The sequence below is a fragment of the uncultured Nitrosomonas sp. genome, assembly GCF_902826915.1.
GTDB lineage: Bacteria > Pseudomonadota > Gammaproteobacteria > Burkholderiales > Nitrosomonadaceae > Nitrosomonas.
In genome coordinates this window covers 1-21,662 of the sequence record NZ_CADEGP010000035.1, presented here as the reverse complement: position 1 = coordinate 21,662, position 21,662 = coordinate 1, and the positions used below count along the sequence as shown (strand labels likewise).

At 43.8% G+C, this 21,662-nt stretch carries 16 protein-coding genes; 14 read left to right on the top strand and 2 right to left on the bottom strand.

Features of this window, described 5'->3' with window-relative positions; translation table 11 throughout:
• Nucleotides 1-14 precede the first annotated feature (14 nt).
• From dprA to QZV86_RS07730, 3 genes are all read left to right on the top strand, one after another.
• Nucleotides 15-1,112, top strand: coding sequence for a DNA-processing protein DprA (gene dprA / locus QZV86_RS07740; RefSeq protein WP_295625798.1), 1,098 nt, complete (start codon nt 15-17; stop codon nt 1,110-1,112).
• 62 nt (nt 1,113-1,174) lie between these two features.
• Nucleotides 1,175-1,633: a DUF494 domain-containing protein gene (locus tag QZV86_RS07735; protein WP_295625796.1), complete on the top strand. Its 459-nt coding sequence runs from the start codon at nt 1,175-1,177 to the stop codon at nt 1,631-1,633.
• 147 nt (nt 1,634-1,780) lie between these two features.
• Nucleotides 1,781-4,297 (top strand): DNA topoisomerase III, encoded by a 2,517-nt coding sequence (locus QZV86_RS07730; protein ID WP_295625794.1) that lies wholly within the window; start codon nt 1,781-1,783, stop codon nt 4,295-4,297.
• 110 nt (nt 4,298-4,407) lie between these two features.
• Here the strand turns inward: QZV86_RS07730 and QZV86_RS07725 are convergent, their stop codons facing one another.
• Entirely contained in the window at nt 4,408-4,653 is a 246-nt protein-coding gene (locus QZV86_RS07725) for a hypothetical protein (RefSeq protein WP_292920108.1), read from the bottom strand.
• Nucleotides 4,654-4,948: 295 nt separating this feature from the next.
• Here QZV86_RS07725 and aroA point away from each other — a divergent pair, with 295 nt between their 5' ends.
• The 6 genes from aroA to pyrF all read left to right on the top strand — a co-directional run bounded on the left by aroA (nt 4,949) and on the right by pyrF (nt 10,256).
• Nucleotides 4,949-6,271: a 3-phosphoshikimate 1-carboxyvinyltransferase gene (aroA, locus tag QZV86_RS07720; RefSeq protein ID WP_295625789.1), complete on the top strand. Its 1,323-nt coding sequence runs from the start codon at nt 4,949-4,951 to the stop codon at nt 6,269-6,271.
• Between the two features lie 38 nt (nt 6,272-6,309).
• Complete coding sequence (gene cmk, locus QZV86_RS07715; protein ID WP_295625787.1) at nt 6,310-6,990, top strand: (d)CMP kinase; 681 nt, start codon at nt 6,310-6,312, stop codon at nt 6,988-6,990.
• Between the two features lie 127 nt (nt 6,991-7,117).
• Nucleotides 7,118-8,830, top strand: coding sequence for a 30S ribosomal protein S1 (gene rpsA, locus QZV86_RS07710; protein ID WP_295625785.1), 1,713 nt, complete (start codon nt 7,118-7,120; stop codon nt 8,828-8,830).
• Between the two features lie 9 nt (nt 8,831-8,839).
• Nucleotides 8,840-9,130, top strand: coding sequence for an integration host factor subunit beta (locus tag QZV86_RS07705; RefSeq protein ID WP_292921729.1), 291 nt, complete (start codon nt 8,840-8,842; stop codon nt 9,128-9,130).
• 202 nt (nt 9,131-9,332) lie between these two features.
• Complete coding sequence (locus tag QZV86_RS07700; RefSeq protein ID WP_366925692.1) at nt 9,333-9,542, top strand: LapA family protein; 210 nt, start codon at nt 9,333-9,335, stop codon at nt 9,540-9,542.
• 15 nt (nt 9,543-9,557) lie between these two features.
• Nucleotides 9,558-10,256 carry an orotidine-5'-phosphate decarboxylase gene (gene pyrF / locus QZV86_RS07695; protein WP_295625782.1) on the top strand — a complete coding sequence of 233 codons (699 nt, stop codon included), beginning with the start codon at nt 9,558-9,560 and terminating at the stop codon, nt 10,254-10,256.
• Nucleotides 10,257-10,607: 351 nt separating this feature from the next.
• On the opposite strand, the gene QZV86_RS07690 is transcribed toward pyrF, so the two are convergent.
• Nucleotides 10,608-13,154: a calcium-binding protein gene (locus tag QZV86_RS07690; protein ID WP_295625779.1), complete on the bottom strand. Its 2,547-nt coding sequence runs from the start codon at nt 13,152-13,154 to the stop codon at nt 10,608-10,610.
• Nucleotides 13,155-14,081: 927 nt separating this feature from the next.
• Between QZV86_RS07690 and QZV86_RS07685 the strand changes: the two genes are divergently transcribed.
• From QZV86_RS07685 to QZV86_RS07665, 5 genes are all read left to right on the top strand, one after another.
• Nucleotides 14,082-15,356: an ABC transporter ATP-binding protein gene (locus QZV86_RS07685; protein ID WP_295625776.1), complete on the top strand. Its 1,275-nt coding sequence runs from the start codon at nt 14,082-14,084 to the stop codon at nt 15,354-15,356.
• Nucleotides 15,357-15,423: 67 nt separating this feature from the next.
• On the top strand, nt 15,424-17,175 hold the full coding sequence (locus QZV86_RS07680; protein ID WP_295625773.1) for a GNAT family N-acetyltransferase: 1,752 nt from the start codon (nt 15,424-15,426) through the stop codon (nt 17,173-17,175).
• 112 nt (nt 17,176-17,287) lie between these two features.
• Entirely contained in the window at nt 17,288-18,469 is a 1,182-nt protein-coding gene (locus QZV86_RS07675; RefSeq protein WP_295625770.1) for a glycosyltransferase family 4 protein, read from the top strand.
• Nucleotides 18,435-19,214 (top strand): PIG-L family deacetylase, encoded by a 780-nt coding sequence (locus QZV86_RS07670; protein WP_295625768.1) that lies wholly within the window; start codon nt 18,435-18,437, stop codon nt 19,212-19,214. The genes QZV86_RS07675 and QZV86_RS07670 overlap by 35 nt, the downstream gene beginning before the upstream one ends.
• 161 nt (nt 19,215-19,375) lie before the next feature.
• Nucleotides 19,376-21,370 (top strand): HAD family hydrolase, encoded by a 1,995-nt coding sequence (locus QZV86_RS07665; protein WP_295625765.1) that lies wholly within the window; start codon nt 19,376-19,378, stop codon nt 21,368-21,370.
• The last annotated feature ends 292 nt before the right edge of the window (nt 21,371-21,662 follow it).

Genomic DNA, 21,662 nt, shown 5'->3' with positions numbered 1-21,662 from the left:
ATAGCTGCACATTCATGAAATATGCATCTGATATTGAATCATGGCTAAGTCTTCATCTGATTGACGGTTTGGGCGGCGAATCTATCCGTCGGCTTTTGATTGCTTTTGGCAACCCTGCAGCAATCCTTTCGGCGCATGTCACAGCGCTTGAACGCATTGTAAAAAAAACAACGGCTCATCGCATTAAACAAGGCGCCGAACACGATAATATTATAAATGCACTTAAATGGCTGGAAGATCCTATTAACGCAGTCATTACTTTGGCTGATTCCGATTACCCGGCACAATTGCTCAATATTGCGGACCCTCCTCCATTACTTTATTTTAAAGGCCGACGCGAACTTCTCCAGCAGCCTGCTTTGGCAGTTGTTGGAAGCCGTAACGCAACGCCGCAAGGTTTATCCAATGCAGAGGCATTTTCAGAAGCCGCGAGCAATGCCGGGCTTTGTATTATCAGCGGCATGGCGCTTGGCATAGATACTGCCGCTCACCATGGCGGCTTGCGTGGCTCTGCCGCCAGCATAGCCATTGTAGGAACAGGATTAGATATTGTTTATCCAGCAAAAAATCACCCTTTAGCTCATAAACTCGCGAAAGAAGGTGCGCTAATTTCTGAATTTCCCTTGGGCACACCCGCCATAGGCCGGAATTTTCCGCGCAGAAACCGCATCATCAGTGGCATGACCCAGGGCTGCCTAGTAGTAGAAGCTGCATTGCAAAGCGGTTCATTGATTACAGCACGCCAAGCTCTAGAACAGGGTCGCGAAGTAATGGCAATTCCAGGATCTATCCATTCCCCTCTTTCAAAAGGCTGTCATGCATTAATCAAGCAAGGTGCAAAATTGGTTGAAAATACACAAGATATTTTAGATGAATTAAGTCATCTGGCATTAATCGATGCCGCACCTGTCAGAAAAAAAGAATTCACCAGCGCGCAATCAACAGAAAACTCTCTTTTACTCAAATACCTAGGTTACGATACCGTCAATATTGATACTTTGTGCGCACGTAGCGGCTTGACTGCTGAGGTTGTATCAGCCATGCTATTAACACTTGAGCTTGACGGTCAAATCAGCAGTCTACCAGGAGGGTGGTATCAACGAATTGAATGACATTTGATGCCATTAACTAAAACCGTTCATCTGCAAACAGATTCGCATTTATAGACACAATTATGTTCGATATACTCGTTTATTTATTTGAAAATTATTTTGATTCAGGAAGCTACCCTGACTCTGCAACACTGACACGCAAACTCACCATGGCTGGATTTGCCGACGAGGATATTAGCGAAACACTTAGTTGGCTCTCTGAACTTGAGCGCCATGACATTGGTAATTACCCAGCCAGCTTTGCCAGGAACAATTCCTTCCGATGCTTTACCGAATATGAAATAGAGAAAATTGATACTGAAGGGCGAGGATTTATTTTATTTCTGGAACAAGCCGGCATTATTAATCCGCTGCAACGAGAGTTATTAATTGATCGCGTACTGATGATGCATGAAAACTCACCCAGTCTTGAAAAAATTAAACTGATTGTTTTGACAGAACTATGGATCCAGAACCAGCTTACTGACGATACCATACTGGAAAAATTATTAATTGTCAGTGACTCTCATTATCGTCATTAAAACTAAATCGCATTCTTTTTATACCCAATAACCGCTTGAGTAAATGCAGCAAACACACTCATCCAGTAAGCTTGATTCATATTTCACAGTTATCAATAATCATGCGCGACAATATAGAGCCAGCAAATTATTTTTCTCGGAAAATTCATGGGTAAATCTCTAATCATTGCTGAAAAGCCCTCAGTAGCAGCAGATATCGCGCGAGCGCTGGGCAACTTCACCAAAAATACTGATTTTTTCGAGAGTGATCAATACATCATATCTTCAGCAGTAGGTCATTTACTCGAGCTAGTTATCCCTGAAGAATATGAAGTAAAGCGTGGTAAGTGGAGTTTTACAAATTTGCCCGTGATTCCTCCGCATTTTGATTTGAATCCGATAGAGAAAACATCCTCACGTCTGAAGCTACTGAGCAAGCTTATCAAACGTAAAGACGTCGATTCATTGATAAACGCTTGCGACGCCGGCCGCGAAGGCGAGTTGATTTTTTATTACATTCTGCGCCATGTCGGCACCAACAAACCTGTAAAACGCCTTTGGTTGCAGTCCATGACACCCGATGCGATTCGTCAAGGCTTTACCAAACTAATGGACAGTGACGAAGTCAAGTCGCTTGCGGAAGCCGCTGTCAGCCGCTCAGAATCAGACTGGATAGTCGGAATTAATGGTACGCGTGCCATGACTGCCTTTAACTCGCAGGAAGGGGGATTTCATAAAACCACGGTTGGGCGGGTACAAACTCCCACCTTGGCAATTCTTGTTGAACGCGAAGAAAAAATAAAAAAATTCCGCCCACAAGATTACTGGGAAATTCACGCTACATTTACAGCCAGTAGCGGCAATTATGCCGGTAAATGGTTTGATGAGAAATTCGTCAAGGATAAAATCAATCAGGAGTCAAAGCCGGAAAGACTTTGGGAGCAAAAAAAAGCAGAAATTATCCGTGACAAATGTCAGGGAAAATCTGGTCATGCTGAAGAAGAAAGCAAGCCCAGCAAAGAAATCTGTCCATTACTTTATGATTTGACTAGTTTGCAGCGTGACGCCAATAGCCGATTTGGTTTTTCAGCTAAAGCAACGCTCGGCCTGGCTCAAGCATTGTATGAAAAACACAAGGTGCTGACATATCCACGAACGGACTCACGCGCCCTACCGGAAGACTATATCGATACCGTTAAAGAAACTTTGCAGAATCTGGAAAGCACCGACTATGGTAAATTTTGCCAGCAAATTCTGGCATCAAACTGGGTTATTCCCAATAAGCGTATTTTCAACAACGCTAAAATCTCAGATCACTTTGCCATTATCCCGACTTCATTAAATCCAACAAAGTTAAATGAAGCGGAAGCGAAGCTTTACGATCTGGTTACAAAACGTTTCTTAGCCATCTTTTTTCCAGCCGCAGAATTTCTGGTCACCACTCGCATTACCCGGGTTGAAAATGAACCTTTTAAAACTGAAGGTAAAGTCATGGTAAATCCTGGCTGGCAGGCAGTATATGGAAAATCAATTAAGTTAGATAGTGCGGAAGATGACAGTACGCTCGTCGCTATTACTCCCGGTGAATCTGTCAATACAAAAACCATCAACATTATCGCAACTCAAACTCGCCCACCTGCGAGATTTAATGAGGCAACACTGCTTTCCGCCATGGAGAGCGCCGGAAAGCTCGTAGAAGATGAAGAGCTGCGCGCTGCGATGAGCGCAAAAGGTTTGGGTACGCCAGCAACCCGCGCTGCAATTATTGAAGGCTTGGTTTTCGAAAATTATATTCAGCGCGTTGGCCGTGAATTACATCCAACGGCAAAGGCCTCTTCATTAATTACGTTATTACGCGGCCTTAAAATTCCCGAACTTATCTCACCTGAATTAACAGGCAATTGGGAATTTCAGTTACGCCAGATTGAACAGGGTCATCTAAAACGCACTGCATTCATGGAGAAAATTGCCGAGATGACGCGGCATATTGTAGAACAAGCAAAGACTCATCGTGGCGAAACCATAGCAGGTGATTTCGCTGTCTTGAAATCCCCTTGTCCGAAGTGCGGTGACATCGTACATGAAACCTATAAAAAATTTCAATGCCAGAAGTGTGATTTTGCGCTTTGGAAAATTCTTGCTGGTCGCCAATTTGAAGTTGAAGAAATGGAAACATTGATTACTCAACGTGAAGTTGGTCCATTGCAAGGTTTCCGAAGCAAAATGGGACAATCGTTTAATGCCATCATCAGACTTACGGATACTCTGGAAATGAAATTCGATTTTGGTAACAATGATGAGAATCAAGAAGAAGTCGATTTTAGTGAGCAACTTTCGCTTGGCAAATGCCCAAAATGCAATCATGCAGTTTATGAACACGGCATGCAGTATGTTTGTGAAAAATCTGTCGGGCCAACTCGTACCTGCGATTTTAAAACCGGAAAAATTATTCTTACGCGTCCAATTGATCGTGCACAAATCACCAAATTACTGGAAACTGGAAAAACTGATTTATTAACAAAGTTCATTTCCAAAAAAGGAAGACCCTTTTCGGCTTATTTGGTCAGAAATCCTGATGGAAAAATAGGCTTCGAATTTGAACAAAAAGCTCCTAAAAAAACCACTGAAACAAAATCCAAAACAAAGCAGTCAAGAACTCGATCAACCGGTGATGTTACCTCTTAAACTAATAAAAGCCACCATCATTCAAGTTACCATTAACACTCGGGAGCCAATCACAAGAAACCCCGGGCATCAAGTGATTACCCGGATTTTCTGTCATGCTGGCACACGCTTCATAAATAAAAATTGAGAATATACTTGCCTACCCCGCTGGTAGCCATAATTATCATAATAAGTCCCCCTATAATGGCAGTGCCTTCTATAACGATCGATGCAAATGCTCCCGCTGTACTCTCAAACTCTTCATCACCCAACGTATTTCTTCGTTTCTCTCTGCGATCTTTCACCCACAATTGTAACCAGATGGCAAAAGGAATTGCCAATAAAGAGAACATCAAAACAATTTCTGCGTCTTCCATTTTATAAAACCTCTTTGTTTATTAAACATATAAATTTATCTTTTAGATTCTCGCAATAAATTACGATATCCGATAACATCACTTTTAAACTAAATGTCTCGCGTTAGCTGATTGCTTTTCATCCAGAATTTACCACGATAGATTACCTTAAACGAGATAGCATGATAAAGACTTTTCCAAAGGATACAAATTTGACCTGAGTAATACAAGAAAAATCAGCTAACTTACTCGATCAATAAAATTACGTCCTGAATGTTCTTATGAGATATCATTCTTCATTTTAATTGCGTATATCATGAAATGGCTTGATCTCCCATTAGCTAAGAAAGCTCAAGGCACAATACAGTTGCCCGGATCAAAAAGTATCTCCAACCGGATTCTATTGCTTGCCGCTCTCGCGCAAGGCATCACGCAGATTCATGATTTACTGACTTCTGACGATACGGCACATATGTTGGATGCACTTGCCCAATTGGGTGTTGCCGTCACTCAAACCGGAAAGAATGATTATCGCATTTGCGGTATAAATGAAACATTTCCAGTTACCAATGCAAACTTATTTCTCGGCAATGCCGGCACTGCTTTTAGACCACTGGTTGCAGTATTATCTTTAATGCATGGACATTATCGACTGTCGGGTGTACCTCGAATGCATGAGCGACCCATTGCGGATTTGGTTGATGCATTGCGACAATTGGGTGCAAATATCAATTATTTGGGCAACCCAGGCTTCCCTCCATTGGAAATTAAACCATCTACCCTGCATATCATCGACGATACGCATACTGTTACAGTAAAAGGCAATGTATCCAGCCAATTCCTCACGGGATTGTTGATGGCCTTACCATTAAGCGGAAAGAAATCCATCATTGAAGTAATTGGCACATTAATTTCCCAACCCTATATCGAATTAACGCTTGCGCAAATGCAACATTTTGGCGTTCAAGTGAAACACACCCGCTGGCAGCAATTTGTAATTCCGGCTCAACAAAAGTACCGTAGTCCAGGACACATATCCGTCGAAGGTGATGCTTCGTCAGCTTCATATTTTCTCGCAGCAGGTGCCATCGGTGATGGCCCAGTAAAAGTATATGGAGTGGGCCGAAACAGCGTACAAGGCGATATTCGCTTTGCTACAGCTCTAGAACAAATGGGAGCAAAAATATCCATGGGAGAAAACTGGATTGAAGCAAGTAGCGCAAGAAATGGTTACAACAGAAAACTTCTACACGCCATCGATTTGGATTGCAATCATATTCCCGATGCAGCCATGACACTCGCTGTAACCGCGTTATTCGCAGAAGGCGTAACCATGCTGCGCAACATTGCCAGCTGGCGCCTGAAAGAAACGGATCGTCTTGCAGCGATGTCCACTGAATTGAAAAAACTAGGTGCGATTGTTGAAGAGGGCGCGGATTACTTGCGCATTACCCCTCCCATTCATGGCTTGACCCCGAACGCGGCGATTGATACTTATGATGATCATCGCATGGCCATGTGTTTTTCACTGGCGTGTTTGGGTGCACCTGTGCGCATCAACGATCCTGATTGCGTGAACAAAACTTTCCCCGATTATTTTGAGAAATTATCACAAATTGTTCACTCTGAAATCAATTAATTTCACTGTATCGTCTTAACAAAACAACAAGATTCTTAATGAAAACTGAGAAAATTCCTGTTATCACAATTGATGGCCCGTCAGCATCCGGGAAGGGCACCGTTGCCCAATTAGTTGCCCAAAAGATTGGATTTCATTACCTTGATAGTGGCGCACTTTATCGCCTAGTTGCTTTAAAAACAACACTATCGCACGCTGACATCCACAATGCTGACCAACTTACAGAAATTGCCAAATGCTTGGATATTGTATTTAAAAATGAACAGATCTACCTTGATGGCGTCATCGTCACAGAAGATATCCGCGCAGAACAGTGCGGCTTACTAGCTTCCCAATTGGCTGCTTATCCACAAGTTCGAGCAGCGCTCACAGAACGCCAACGCGCATTCCGCCAATTACCTGGATTGGTTACCGATGGACGTGATATGGGGTCTGTTATCTTTCAAGACGCCACGCTAAAAATATTTTTAACAGCCAACGCAGAAGTGCGCGCACAAAGGAGATATAACCAGTTGAAAGAGAAAGGAATAAGTGCTAACATTGCGGACCTGTTGCATGACATCAAGAAACGGGATGAGCGTGACAGTAATCGTAGCATCGCTCCGCTAGAGCAAAGCGCTGATACACGATTATTGGACACTTCAGCGTTGACCATATCCCAGGCACAAGACGCCGTTCTCTCCTGGTATAATGAAATTGCGCATAAAGCCAGCGTTTGAATTTAGATAAAATTCTTCTTAACGTCCGAAAACGAAAAGAAGGATTATCTATTATTCAAATATTTTATCAACTAACCCAGTCCACTGGCACCAAGCCGGTCGGAATATCAATCAGGTATTTTTTATAATGACTACTGCTTCCACTGCAACCCAACAATCCTCCGAAAGTTTTGCCGCACTCTTTGAAGAAAGCCTTTCACGACAAGAAATGCGTATTGGTGAAGTAATTACCGCCGAAGTCGTTCGTGTTGACTACAATATTGTAATTGTAAATGCCGGACTTAAATCTGAAAGCTTTATTCCTGTCGAAGAATTTAAAAATGATCGTGGTGAGATTGAAGTTAAACCCGGCGATTTTATCAGTGTTGCCATAGAATCTCTTGAAGATGGCTACGGTGAAACCCGTCTTTCCCGTGACAAAGCTAAGCGCTTAACCGCATGGCATGATCTGGAACAGGCTATGGAAAGCGGAAAAATCGTGACTGGCATGGTTAACGGCAAGGTAAAAGGTGGCCTGACAGCAATGATTAATGGCATACGGGCATTTCTACCCGGCTCTCTTGTAGATATCCGTCCTGTTAAAGACACGACGCCTTATGAAAATAAGGAAATGGAATTCAAAGTCATCAAATTGGACCGAAAACGCAACAATGTGGTCGTTTCACGCCGTGCTGTACTAGAGGCGACACAAGGTGCAGATCGGGAAACCTTGTTATCTAATTTGCAAGAAGGCTCGGTGGTTCAGGGTGTCGTAAAAAATATTACGGATTATGGCGCATTTGTTGACCTGGGTGGCATTGACGGTCTACTGCATATTACCGACTTGGCATGGCGCCGGGTAAAACATCCCTCTGAAGTCGTCAACATCGGCGATGAAGTTACCGCCAAAGTGCTCAAGTTCGATCAAGAGAAGAATCGTGTTTCATTAGGGATGAAGCAGCTGAGCGAAGATCCATGGGTAGGTCTATCACGCCGTTATCCGGCACGTACTCGTTTGTTCGGGAAAGTAACCAACCTAACCGACTATGGTGCTTTTATTGAAATCGAACAAGGTATCGAAGGATTGGTTCATGTTTCAGAAATGGATTGGACCAACAAAAATGTTTATCCTTCGAAAATTGTGCAACTGGGCGATGAAGTTGAAGTCATGATTCTCGAGATCGACGAAGAACGTCGCCGCATCTCATTGGGCATGAAGCAATGCCAAACTAATCCATGGGAAGAATTCGCCGCGACTCATGATAAGAACGCCAAAGTGCGTGGTCAAATCAAATCTATCACCGACTTCGGTGTATTTATTGGACTGCCTGGAAATATCGATGGTCTTGTTCATCTATCGGATTTATCTTGGAATCAATCTGGTGAAGATGCCGTTCTTAATTATAAAAAAGGCGATGAAGTCGAAGCTATGATTTTATCAATTGATGTCGAACGCGAACGCATTTCATTAGGCATTAAACAAATGGAAGGCGATCCTTTCACCAGTTTTGTTGCCGAGAATGACAAGAACAGCATTGTTGCAGGCACGGTAAAGTCGATTGACCCGAAAGGTGCTGTCATAGCACTCGCTGATGATATCGAAGGTTATTTGCGAGCTTCCGAAGTATCGCGTGATCGCGTTGAAGATATTCGCACTTTCTTGAAGGAAGGCGATAAAGTTGAAACCATGATTATTAATGTTGATCGCAAAAACAGAACCATCAATCTTTCGATTAAAGCGAAAGATAAATCAGATGAGTCAAGCGCCATGCAGAAAATTAAAGCTCCAGCTAATGCTGGAACAACCAGCTTGGGCGCTTTACTGAAAGCAAAAATGGATAGTAAAAATACTGAGCAATAAGGACATTTCATGACGAAATCTGAATTAATTACTCGACTTGCTGCGCGATTCCCTCAACTGGTAGCAAAAGACGCAGAGCTGTCAGTTAAAACGATTATTGATGCAATGGCTAAAAGTTTGGCTGGTGGTCAGCGTATAGAAATACGTGGGTTTGGCAGTTTCGATTTGAACTATCGACCACCACGTATCGGACGCAATCCAAAGTCGGGTGAGAAGGTCAAAGTACCAGAAAAGTATGTACCGCACTTCAAAGCCGGAAAAGAAATGCGGGAACGCGTTGATTATACGGATAAGAAATAAACTTTCACCAATCGCAGAACACTTGCATCTTCTGTGCAGTGCACTTCAACCAATGAAGGTGCTGCACCACGGATGCGTTAAGTATTCATTTCTGCAACATTGGATCAATCTCTTATTTGAGTAAAGAAATATTAAGAACTCGGTTTATTTCGAGCTTATAATTTAACTACGTCTCCAATAACCTGTACGGACTATACTTATTATGATGAATCTAGTTGCTTGGCTTTTTCGTATTGTAGTCTTTGTAATTCTTGCAATCTTTGCATCCCAAAACTCACAACCTATTATGCTGCAATACACTATTGATCAATCTATCGAACTGCCTCTCAGTGTTGTGCTTTTGATATTCTTCACACTGGGTGCTTTTATTTCCATGATTTTCATTCGATGCCAATGTAGCACGGGCGATTAAACACCATTTCGCTTCATGCATGAGCCTTGCATCATCGTAGCACTGGATTTTTCCAGTGCCGAAAGTGCCTTACGGTTAGCCGATCAACTCGATCCTCGTTTATGCCGTCTTAAGGTCGGTAAAGAGCTTTTCACTGCAACGGGACCACAGCTGGTTGAGAAGCTTATGGTGAGGGGATTCGATATATTTCTTGATCTTAAATTTCACGATATTCCGAACACAGTTGCCAATGCTTGCAAGGCTGCTGCAAGTTTAGGTGTATGGATGGTGAACGTGCATGCTTTGGGAGGACGGAGCATGCTCAATGCTGCACGTGGAGCAATTGATCCTGGATCATCAACCAAACTTATCGCAGTAACTTTGCTCACCAGCATGAATCATGAGGATATCACCGATATTGGCTTACTGGGTGAGTCTGAACAAATTGTAGCACGCCTGACGCAGTTAACTTACGACTGCAATTTGGATGGCGTTGTTTGCTCTGCATTGGAAACCGCGCTGCTTCGTCAACAATTTGGCAATGAATTTTATTTAGTAACTCCAGGCATCCGTCTGCACCACGATAGTATCGATGACCAAAAAAGAGTATCGACACCGATGAAAGCAATTGCTGATGGCGCCAATTTTTTAGTTATTGGAAGACCGATATCACAAGCAAGCAATCCGCTTGAAAAGTGTATGGAAATATATAATGGAATGGGTATTTTTTTGTAGCATCTAAAAACTCTATTAAGAGTAGAACGTCAGGAGACCGCTTAATCCGTCATTCGCTTTTCACTTTGAACATCCCGTCCCAGTCTAATAGACCAATCAGAGATTCCGCTCAACCAGTAATAAATTTTACTTTCCATTTAGGAAAAACACTTGCGCTTTTGCAAAAACCTCAGAATACGAGTCAGCTGAAACTTCCTCCTCTCCGCTTATCGCTTGACTTTCTGTCGTTGTCGCAACTTCTGTGCAAATAAAAAACCCCCACATATTACTTGTGAGGGTTTTTTATTTTTAAACTTCAGTGTCTATTTCATACAAGTCACTGCAAAAACTAATTCAGATTTCTCGCTATTATTAAGCGATGGTTAGATCAGTCGTTGCAATTGTGCTGTCTGACAGGCCAACTACACCGGTCAACTGGATCAGCATATCACCTGCGCCTACACCGTCGGTTCCTTCTGATACAAACACATAACTATCAGTACCAAATTCAAATATTGCGAATTGCCCTGCTGCGGCCGCACCGGTTTGAATTGCAGCCTCAACAGCAGTAATTCTTTCAGCCAGTGTATCGTCAGCTGCGTTGAATGATGTTACAACACCTTCAGCGCCGATTGTTGCTACACCTGCAGCACCAGAGCCACCCGCAACGATCGACCAGTTAGCACCGCCAGTAAGCGCAAGAATATCAGAACCTGCAGCAAAATCAGTAATGCTATCTGCCCTATTCGACAATGCATTGGCAGTGGCTGCAGTGAAGTCTGCAGTTTCGTCGAAGTTGAAAGTATCAGCACCATCGCCACCCGTTAGAGCATCTATGCCTGTTCCGCCAGTGATAGTGTCGTCACCTGCGCCTGCACTGATGATATCGCCAAAGATAGTACCGGTTAATGTATCAGTACCACTATTTGAGGTAATAGTCACACCCTGTGTACCATTGAAAGCAGAGGCATCCACTATAATGTTACCTGTTGCTGTTGATGCATCGACATCTGATAGTGCCGTGGTAGCTGCATTAACTGTATAAGAAACTTGCTTATCGCCACTAATATTGACGGTTGAGATATTAGCACTATGGCCCGCTGTTCCACCTGCCAAATTAATCACATACCCTTCATTGCCATCATCATCTGAGTCAGGATTTGAATCAGTGTCACTATCGTTTGCAACAACATTAACAATATTGATACCTTCCAGATCTAACTGTACGGTATAGGAAGTATCGTTAGCCGTCAGATCTGCATTCAGCATTACATTCAGCGTATCGTCATTGGTGCCAGCTCCCGTTGCTCCGGTCATGCCGATGATGTAATCGTTACCGGTATTAGATGCGCTCTGGAATTCCAGAGTTGCACCACTGCTAAAACCAGTGATGGTACGATCAGCACCAATTGCATTCACTGCAAATTGAATGTAGTTATACCCCAGGTTGTCAATCTCCAGATCGGCACCAAGTGCATCAGTAATACGCAGTTGTTCAAAACCAGTGATTTTAGCCAACACAGCGAGATCAGGTGCATCACCATCGTCCAGAAGCGCAGCTTCCGCACTGGCAATTCCCAATGTATCAGTACCTTCGCCACCTGTCAGCGTGTCTGCAGTTGTTGTTTCACCCGCAGCATCCGCCGTGATCAGAGTATCATCACCTGCGCCGAGGTCTATGGTGTAATTAACAGCGGCAATAGCGGTAATGCTGTCATCTCCACTACCTGTGGTAACAGTTGTATTACCTGCACTTGCACCAAGATCTGCGGTCAGACTACCCGTCAATGCTGATGCAGCTAAAGTAGTTACTGTGGTTTCGCCGGTTAATGACAATTGCAGATCTTGATTACCCGTCACATTAACGGTAGCAACACTGCCACTAGATGACAGTGCAACAAAGCTCGCGCTGCCGATAGCAGCTAGATTAACCGTGGTCAATGCGTTACCGTTATAGTTAACCGCAACATTTGCTGTGGTGCCTAATCCACTTACACTCAGATTACCGCTTGTTGCCGCAGCATCATTTTCAATCGTGATAGCTTCACCATTCGCCATGTTCTTAAGTGCAGTGGAAACGCCCGCACCCACAATGTAGGTCTGAGCAGTAGTAGCATTATCCAAGGTAACTTTAGTCGCACTGGAACTTGATGTATCAAAACCAGTCGGTGAATTGACCAGCGCGAGATTTTCAACAGAAGTTGTTGCGCCAATATCATCTAAAGCTGCGGCAGCGAATACTGTCAGTGTATCGGTACCGTCACCGCCATTGATCTGGTCAGCAGCAGAAACAGTTCCAGCATCACCGATAAATCCATCGTCACCGGTAGTTCCGTTAAGGACATCGATACCATCGGTAAACACAAACACCTGTCCATTTGATCCTGATTCCGCCAGCACTTGATCAACATCAGTTTGTGTATAAGGCGCTGTTCCTTCAACAGTGCGTAAAACATTTTGCAGGGAAGTCAGATCGCTGGAAGATGTTGTGCTAGAGAAAGCTTCAGCAACCAATGCCTTATTTGCCAGTAATGTGGCCGCCTCGGTAAATTCTTCTGGTGGATTATTTGACAAGAAAGTGACCGCATCAAAAACAATTCTTCCAAATCCAACACCGGCATCAATCTGTGTCGTGAAATAGTTCTCAGCTTGTGAAGCTGCACTGCCTTCAACGCCATCAGCCGTTAAACCAAAATTTCCCATCAACACCGCAACTTGCGAAGCAGTTGTCACTTTACCGCCCATAATATCGTTGGTAAAAAGCGGCAGGACAGCTAATTCATCAGCTAATTGACTGGTCGTCCCTCCATTTTCTATATAATTTGCCAGAATTGTTAAATTACTACCGCCTGGTGCCGCATTGAACAAACCTGCAACAATCTTCAGAATTTCAGTTTGTTGTGTACTCGTTATAGCCATGGGAGCTCCCTTGTTATAAAAATTAAAAATAAATACTAAAGTAAATTACTTGCAAGTTTTTCACTTTTCACTTTGTCTCTATGTAACTTCTGCGCAACTCACATTTTCCTAGCAGAAAATACCACAAAAGCCAAGTTAAAGTCCATTCTGCCCAAAACAAAACCTCTTTGCAAGTTTGTAACCGAAGTTTTCATGGGGCGTGTTGCTTAATTACAACATTATAACGCTATTGATTTGCACTGTTATTCTGATAAGCAGGACAAGAGTACGTTTATTCCCACGATTCATCTGCGCAGGAGTGTGTTTTATTGCAACGATACCAGATTTGACACAGATAGCTGTCGCCTAAACAATGCAATGTATGGACTGCCAGACACAATCAAAAGTTTAAGCAATCGGATAAGATAACAAGAACGCTGTATCTATACAGATGAAAAGTGAACCAATCTTTTCCTACTCATTAATTTTCACTTATTTATCTGCGATAATACACTATTCAACATTCCAAGTTTGGCTTCTTGCACTTGTTTAATATCACATTTCTAAATAACTTCCGCAGCTTATGGTTGTACGCCCCGCTCATACTGCGAATGATTAGGTGCGAAATGATTCGTCGATATCAAAACTCATTCCTGGAATTATTAAAGGCCCTTATCAATCCTATCCTGATCTTGTCGATATACACACTTGTTCTCAGCGTCGTGCTTACAGTGCGATTGAACCCCCAACACCATGATAAATTTGCTTTTGCCTTGTTATTATTTATTGGATTAATCCTGTTTAATTTATTCTCTGAATGTCTTTCTCGTTCATCCGGATTGATACTTTCAAGCGTAAACCATGTCAAGAAAGCTATTTTTCCCCGGGCAATCCTAGTCACTTGGACCGACCTGAGCTGGTTTAATAAAATGCGCAGAGGACTTGCAGATGTCCTTTAATGTTTCGGACCAAGAACCAGCCATTAACGTTGCAAAACTGTCTAAATGTTATCAGTTGTACCAACATCCCAAAGATCGTTTAAAGCAATTTTTATGGCCGCACAGATGGTGGGGTTCACGTCAATATTATCGCGAACTGTGGGCATTAAACGATATCGATTTAACGATAATGCCTGGGGAAGTCGTGGGTATCGTAGGTCAAAACGGTTCTGGAAAATCAACACTGCTGCAATTGGTTTGTGGCACTTCAACACCTACATGCGGTGAAGTGCAGGTGAATGGCCGTATTGCTGCTTTATTAGAACTCGGCGCCGGTTTCAACCCAGAGTTTACCGGACGCGAGAATGTCTTAATGAGCGCAGCGATCATGGGGTTAACTCAAGCAGAAATTGCTGAGCGTATTGAACAAATCATCGATTTCTCAGGTGTTCGTGATTTTATTGATCAGCCAGTAAAAACATATTCCAGCGGTATGTATGTGCGCCTGGCGTTCTCTGTTGCCATTAATGTCGACCCGGATATTCTTATTATTGATGAAGCTTTATCAGTAGGGGATGGCGCATTTGCCCGCAAATCATTCACCCGCATCATGCAAATGCGTGATGCGGGAAAAACAATCTTGTTTTGCTCACACTCGCTGTTTCAGGTTGAATCTTTATGCGCTCGTGCAATCTGGCTCAACCAGGGCAAGATGGTCTCAGATGGAGAATCCGCCCAAGTAGTATCTGCCTATCAGGCATTTCTGGATCTAGGCACAACTGACTCAACAGTAGAAGCACATTTTACAAGTAAGAATGCCCCGGCACAGGACAAGAAGCACCCATCCGGCAATGCGCATCTGGGAAAAGTCCAGTTAATAGCGAATGATGCCTATACGCCGCAAACTGATATCACCAGTGGCCAATCCAATATCCTGATAAACATAAGCTTTGTTTCGGACCCCTCACTCCCGTGCCCGAATATCGCAATGACCCTGAATACCAAAGATGGCCGAATCATCACCAGCACAGCCACATGGGAAGATCAATTCGTGATCCAAAGATCACCCGGAGGATCAGGACAAATTTGTCTCAGATTGAAACAATTACCACTCCTCAAAGGAGAATATCTGGTAAATATCTATTTATTGTGTGAACGTGGCTTACATCTGTATGATTCAGCAGAAGCAATTGCAACCATACAAGTAAAACAGGTAGGACGCTTGCAAGGATATTTTTCAATTCCTCACCAATGGGAAAATACGATTATCATTCAGAATGACTAAATCTACCAATCACAGTTCAATACAAAGCACTCAACATTATCGCCAGGCCACTCATGTTGCCGCTTCAATGACAAACATTTCGCCCTCTCCTTTTGAATCTCTGGCGTTTCCATTCAATATATACGCTCATGCGTTACACCTACATGAGGGCATGGCTTCTGATTTGCATTTCGGCTTGTTTCAAAATGACAAAACTAGCATGCGAACAGCGCAGCAATCAACCCATGAACTGCTACTATCAAAGTTACCGTCACTTCCTTGCCGCATTCTGGAAGTAGGGATTGGTTCAGGAACTACCCTATCTATGCTCAGCCAGCTCGGTTACGACATCTGTGGCATCGCTCTCGATACGCAAACAATCACGCACATCAACAAGAATCTGGAACCCAAAGTTTCTGCCAGTTATTCATCACTGGAAGCTTTTAATGCCAGATCAGATAGCTTCGATATTGTTTTATTTAAGGAATCTGCGCAATACATTGATCAGCTTGTAATTTTTAATAAAGCGTTGGATCTGTTGTCGCCATCAGGGCAGTTGATCATCATGGGCGAATTCACACTGAAGCGCGATGCAACAAACTCGGAAAATCTCCATTCACTCGCAAACATGATCGCGCTGACTGAGCGATCTGGGTTTGAGTTGATTGAAAATTTGGATTTATCCGTCTTAGCGGCACCAACACTCGACTATCTGTTACAAGCCATCTCAACATATCGGCAAAGACTAATCAAGGATCTTTTCCTTAACCCTGAACAACTAACACAGCTCGAGCAATCTAATCGAATCAATCGGGAAAAATACACCAAAGGACAAAATGGATATGCTTTGCTACGTTTCAGGAAAAAAACAACGCCTCAATGGCGGCTGCAATTACTAAAAGAAAATCAGCAACATGAAATGTTTGACTTGTTTAAAAAAACATTCCATCACACCATGACACCCGCTGTCTGGCAATGGAAGTATGGTTCAAATTCAAATCAAAAGCTGGGTGTATGGCGGAAAGACAAGCTGATTGCCCACTATGGCGGTATTGCTCGGCAGATTCTATTCTTTGGGCAACCACAAACAGCGGTACAGATCGCGGATGTCATGGTTGATACCAATGAACGAGGAATACTCACCAGAAAAGGACCTTTTTTCCTGATGACAGCAACTTTTCTGGAGCATTACATTGGATATGGCAAACCTTATCTAATCGGCTTTGGATTCCCGAACGAGCGACACATGAAGCTTGCGGAGCGGCACGGATTGTACGGAGAAGTTGGAAAAATGGTCGAAATTTCCTGGTCTCCGTTATCGAAATTCCCCCACTGGCGCACTCGATTATTTCCTATCACCTCATTAGATAATGACGCGCAAATCAGGCTAATCGTTAATAATTGCTGGCGCCAAATGGCCAAGGATTTGCAAACTGCATTAGTGGGTGTTCGCGACTGGTCTTATGTACAACATCGCTATATTAATCATCCTAGCCAGCACTACCAAGTCGTGTTGATAAAAAACCGCGGTGGCGACCAAACGCGAGGTGTACTGATACTGCGCTATGATGATCATGGTTGCGAAATCGTCGACATCGTAGCACCATTAGCCGAGATTCCTATTCTCGTTCTGCACGCTCGCCGATTGGCAGGGATTAATGGCCACCAGCGATTGTTTTGCCGTATTACAGAAAACTTTGCTGCCTATTTCACGATCACCGACGGCACCCAAAAAATGCTGGATATTCGCATTCCCACCAGCACTTGGGACACCGCTCCACCGATTGAATCTTTACGTAACCATTGGTGGCTGATGTCTGGTGATACGGATTTCCGCTAAATAAATCTGTATTTGGTTAAATCCGGCAGTTAAATGATACGTAATTATACATTTCGATAAATGAGCCCACGACAATGAGTGCAATCATTCAACAAATGAAAGACTGATTGTCATGAAGATTCTGATGGTTACACGCGAAACTCGATCAGATCAGCGTTATGGTCTCGGACGCAGTTTGACACCGATAGTTGAAGAATTTCGGCACCGTGGAATCGATGTGGACTATCTTTGCCAAGCCGATTTAGGACAACGCGCTATACTCTGGCAACATCGCTTCCAACGTTTCTTTAGCTCATTACCAGGAACTAAAAACACCCATACTCATTTCCCTTCACTGTTTCAGGTTCTGCTGGAACGCATTAATATGGGACGTCTTGCCGCAAAGCTAGCAGCCACGCAGAGATATACCCACGTACACTGCCACGACCCCTATATCGCTATGGGTTTACGTTTTTTCTTACGATTTTATTCGAATTGCAGGCCAATCTGGGGGGTCACTGAACATGGCTTCGGTTGTTATACCCAAGCCATTCACGAAGATGGCGTGCATCTTAGTCATCGTGTAATGCGCATCATGCGCCGCTGGGAAGCCGATATATTACGTGCAGCTTCTTGGGTAATTGCTCCCACTCGACGCGGCATCTCCCAAATCGCGCACGATTTAGCCATTCATCCATTGCCTGCTCATTGGCATCACTTGGCTCACGCACGTCCAGTAGTTAACTGCCGCAACCGGAAGGATGCAAGAAACCACCTCGGCTGGAACGAATCAGCAATCTATATATTAAGTATTGGCCGTATCGCCCCGGTCAAGCAGTATCCATTACTGATCGAAGCATGTGCCAAACTTGAACTAGAGAAAGAACTCCAGCTAGTCATTCTGGGCGAAGGAAACCACGATGCTCTGCAAAAACTGGCTCAACAACTTAAGCTTTCACGTAAAATCCTTTTTGCTGTTACGGAAGATATCGGCTTATACCTCTGCGCCACTGACTTGTATGTCAGTGCCTCGGCTTCTGAATCCTTCGGATTGGCAAATCTTGAATCACTCGTAGCAGGTACAGCGGCGGTGTGCACCGCTGTAGGCGGCGTACCTGAAGTCGTAAAAGACGGTGCACTATTGTCAGAACCGAACACCGATGCCTTAGCGGAAGCTATGCAACGTATGTTGAATGACAGAACACTGCGAGAAACAATTGCGCAGCAAGGACTAGCACGCGCCAATTCATGGCCGGATGTCATTGAAATTACGGATAGGTATGAAGCAATTTATCGCCAAGCTACAACAAGCTAAAATAGCACAATTGGAACTCTGTCCATTGCCGACATCGCTCGTTCCGATCCACGACGGGAAAGTACTCGTTTTCGCTCCTCATCCAGATGACGAAGTGCTGGGTTGCGGCGGAACGCTGGCTCTACTGAGACAAAAAGAATGCGCTATCAAAGTTATTTTTGTCACCGATGGCGCCGGCGCCGGTAGCCTCAATGCCGACGCACCTATGATTAGACGCAAGGAAGCAGCGGAATCTTTGTCGATATTAGGCATCAATGACATGGAATTCCTCGACGAACCCGATGGTGGTTTCCGCAATTCTTCTAACTTCGAAACCAAAATTGACACACTACTAAATAAATTTAACCCGGATTGGCTGTTCCTACCTTCGGTGCTTGACTACCATCGCGACCATGTCGCCATAGGCCACGCTGTTTTGAACTGCTGGCATCGCTGGAAATCACCGTCGCGCGCGTTCATTTACGAAATTTGGACTCCGCTTCCCGCCACGCGGGTAGTGGACATCACCAGTGTAATCAATCTCAAAAAACATGCCATATCTTGCTATGCGTTACCACTTTCTCATTGTAATTATCTTTCTGCCATCATCGGTCTTGCCAGTTATCGCGGTCTTTTCCTTCCTAAACAAGTAGGTGAAAATTACGCAGAAGCTTTTGTAGAAGCCGAAAAGAGCGGTTATTTTGGAAGCTTGCAGTATAGAATGTTAAAATTAAGAATCTATCTCGAACGTCTTTTAAGAAACTAATTTTTAGAACTCTCTTTGCAATTAAATAATTTTGGTGACTTAATGCGGTAACAAAAATTACCCATACTGTCATTTATTTTGTTACTGGGGCTCAAAACATTTCAATAAAGCTGTGTAATATCATGCTACGTTGAAAATAATTCTTAATTCATCACTCATACATGACCAATCACCGATTTCTCCGCAAGGTATTGAGATACCAGAAAACCTACGGAGCAAGAGCAACAGTAAAACGCTCTATCAATGAGATTCTTAATCGAATGCGTCGCTCGATTGGTCACTCGCATCCTCATCACGCACTATTCGACCGTCATGCACTATTGACCAAGATTGAGCATCCGAGCATCAGATTGGTAATTTTCGACATCTTTGACACGCTCATTACACGCCCGCTTCTTGATCCGGAAAACACCAAACATTGGATTGCGAAACGCCTCGATTGCAAGTATTACCCGGAACGACGACGGGCCGCGGAAATGTCACTTCGTGAAGCGGGGGATACCGACGTCAGTTTAGCCAATATATGCACTGAATATGTTCGTCTCTTTGGCACCACCGAAGGCAACGCGCAGGAACTGCAATCAATTGAAGAATCGGTAGAATTGGTTTTAGCACAGCCATTGCTAGGCATGATTGAGGTGCTGGGAATGGCAAAACAAGCAGGCAAAAAAGTGGCGCTGGCCAGTGATATGTTTCTGTCCTCAAATATCATCAGAAAAATGCTAGAAAAGTGCGATATCTTTGAATACGATGCTCTATATATTTCGTCTGAAGTGGGCGTGCGCAAATCCACTGGAGAGCTCTTCCGCCACATTATTAAAGAAGAACAAATACTTCCGGAACAAGCTGTTATGATCGGGGATCATCCCATTTCGGATCAACTGATTCCGGAACAACTGGGCTTTCATACCACCGCTCTGGAAAGTCCATTAACACTCGCAGAAAATTTTCCGCGCCTTAATGCCTGGATAGAAAAAGTAAAATTATCCGGCTCGTCTGCTGATGAATTGGTGCTGGGCAATATTGTGCGTACTTTCTTTCAGGTTCAACCTAGGCAACTCCTACTGGATCGCGCATCACTGACCCAATGCGGGCGATACGGCATAGGCTATGCCATTGTAGGCCCATTGCTAGCTACTTTTAGCGAATGGCTAATTGAGCAGGCTGATGCCGATAACATCGAGCGTTTATATTTTCTTGCCCGCGAAGGACAGTTAATGAAGGATATCCATGAAATATTAACTGCAGGATATGACGCACCACAGTCTAATTATCTCGTACTATCACGCCGCGCGATTTCGGTTGCAATGATTCGATCACATGATGATATTCTAGCCATTGCCCGCACGGATTATCAGGCTAATTCACTGGCCGAATTCCTGCTACGCCGTTTTGGCCTGACGTTAGATAATACAACGCTAACAACTCTCGAGCGGCGCGGCATTTGGTCGCGCAAGCGTCGGGTAGAAATTCAGGCAGGTCAGATTGATAGCGCTCTACTCGCGGTGCTAGAAATCCTGTCAGACGAAATCCATCGCCACGCGGCGATGGAGCGCGAACCCATGCTATCCTATTTACAACAAATCAAGTTAATGGAAGGATCAGCAGCATTGGTCGACGTTGGTTATGCAGGAACTATTCAAGGCAGATTATGCGACCTTTTAGAACGGAAAATTCAAGGCTACTACATGGTGACTCGGGAAGCCGCTGTAGGAGTTCGCACACGCCATGGCGTGCGTATCGCAGGCTGTTTTGGAGAAGATTTGGCAACACCCGACCAATCACCCTTATTGCGTTATAACGTTCCTCTGGAAATGTTCATGGGGTCAGATGACCCACAAATCAGTCACTACCGCTATCAAGACGATCAAACTGTTGTTGGCGTATACAATCCATTGAGCGAAGCTGAAAAAGCTTCGATACCATTGCGCTCTGAACTACGTGCAGGTGCACTGGCGTTTGCCCGTGACTATAGATCCATGAAAGATTCTGGTCTCGGGAAATTACGCATCGATCCGTGCTTGGTTGTCAATATTTTCCGCGATTTTTGGGAAGGTACCTCGGAGTTTGAACGCGCTCAAATTATGAGTATTGCAACCGACGATCATTATTGTGGCATGGGAATCGTTCATTTCGCAACATTCTTACCACATTAATTCATTTAAGAGCATTTTTGCCGTGGCATTAATACGATAACGGTATCGCCACCATTTAGCGCCTGAAGGCTGAACATACAAAACAAATCCTTGGCCATAGGTAAGGTCCAACAGCACCATCTAAAAAATTGCAACAAACTTCATTATTCTCAAACATTCTCATGAGAATAACCGATAGTGTCAATTTAATTGTGCCTGGGTTAGGCATGTAGGATCTCATTTTGACAAGAAATCGGGTAATTAGAGCTTACTCAAAAAGCATAACTAACTGATTGAGTTTAACAATATTGTA

Excerpts from the sequence above, each read along its gene's own strand:
- rpsA (WP_295625785.1), top strand. The coding sequence starts at position 7,118 with ATGACTACTGCTTCCACTGCAACCCAACAATCCTCCGAAAGTTTTGCC.
- QZV86_RS07685 (WP_295625776.1), top strand. The coding sequence starts at position 14,082 with ATGTCCTTTAATGTTTCGGACCAAGAACCAGCCATTAACGTTGCAAAA.
- aroA (WP_295625789.1), top strand. The coding sequence starts at position 4,949 with ATGAAATGGCTTGATCTCCCATTAGCTAAGAAAGCTCAAGGCACAATA.
- dprA (WP_295625798.1), top strand. The coding sequence starts at position 15 with ATGAAATATGCATCTGATATTGAATCATGGCTAAGTCTTCATCTGATT.
- QZV86_RS07665 (WP_295625765.1), top strand. The coding sequence starts at position 19,376 with ATGACCAATCACCGATTTCTCCGCAAGGTATTGAGATACCAGAAAACC.
- cmk (WP_295625787.1), top strand. The coding sequence starts at position 6,310 with ATGAAAACTGAGAAAATTCCTGTTATCACAATTGATGGCCCGTCAGCA.
- QZV86_RS07735 (WP_295625796.1), top strand. The coding sequence starts at position 1,175 with ATGTTCGATATACTCGTTTATTTATTTGAAAATTATTTTGATTCAGGA.
- QZV86_RS07705 (WP_292921729.1), top strand. The coding sequence starts at position 8,840 with ATGACGAAATCTGAATTAATTACTCGACTTGCTGCGCGATTCCCTCAA.
- QZV86_RS07675 (WP_295625770.1), top strand. The coding sequence starts at position 17,288 with ATGAAGATTCTGATGGTTACACGCGAAACTCGATCAGATCAGCGTTAT.
- QZV86_RS07730 (WP_295625794.1), top strand. The coding sequence starts at position 1,781 with ATGGGTAAATCTCTAATCATTGCTGAAAAGCCCTCAGTAGCAGCAGAT.
- QZV86_RS07725 (WP_292920108.1), bottom strand. The coding sequence starts at position 4,653 with ATGGAAGACGCAGAAATTGTTTTGATGTTCTCTTTATTGGCAATTCCT.
- QZV86_RS07680 (WP_295625773.1), top strand. The coding sequence starts at position 15,424 with ATGACAAACATTTCGCCCTCTCCTTTTGAATCTCTGGCGTTTCCATTC.
- QZV86_RS07690 (WP_295625779.1), bottom strand. The coding sequence starts at position 13,154 with ATGGCTATAACGAGTACACAACAAACTGAAATTCTGAAGATTGTTGCA.
- QZV86_RS07670 (WP_295625768.1), top strand. The coding sequence starts at position 18,435 with ATGAAGCAATTTATCGCCAAGCTACAACAAGCTAAAATAGCACAATTG.
- QZV86_RS07700 (WP_366925692.1), top strand. The coding sequence starts at position 9,333 with ATGATGAATCTAGTTGCTTGGCTTTTTCGTATTGTAGTCTTTGTAATT.
- pyrF (WP_295625782.1), top strand. The coding sequence starts at position 9,558 with ATGCATGAGCCTTGCATCATCGTAGCACTGGATTTTTCCAGTGCCGAA.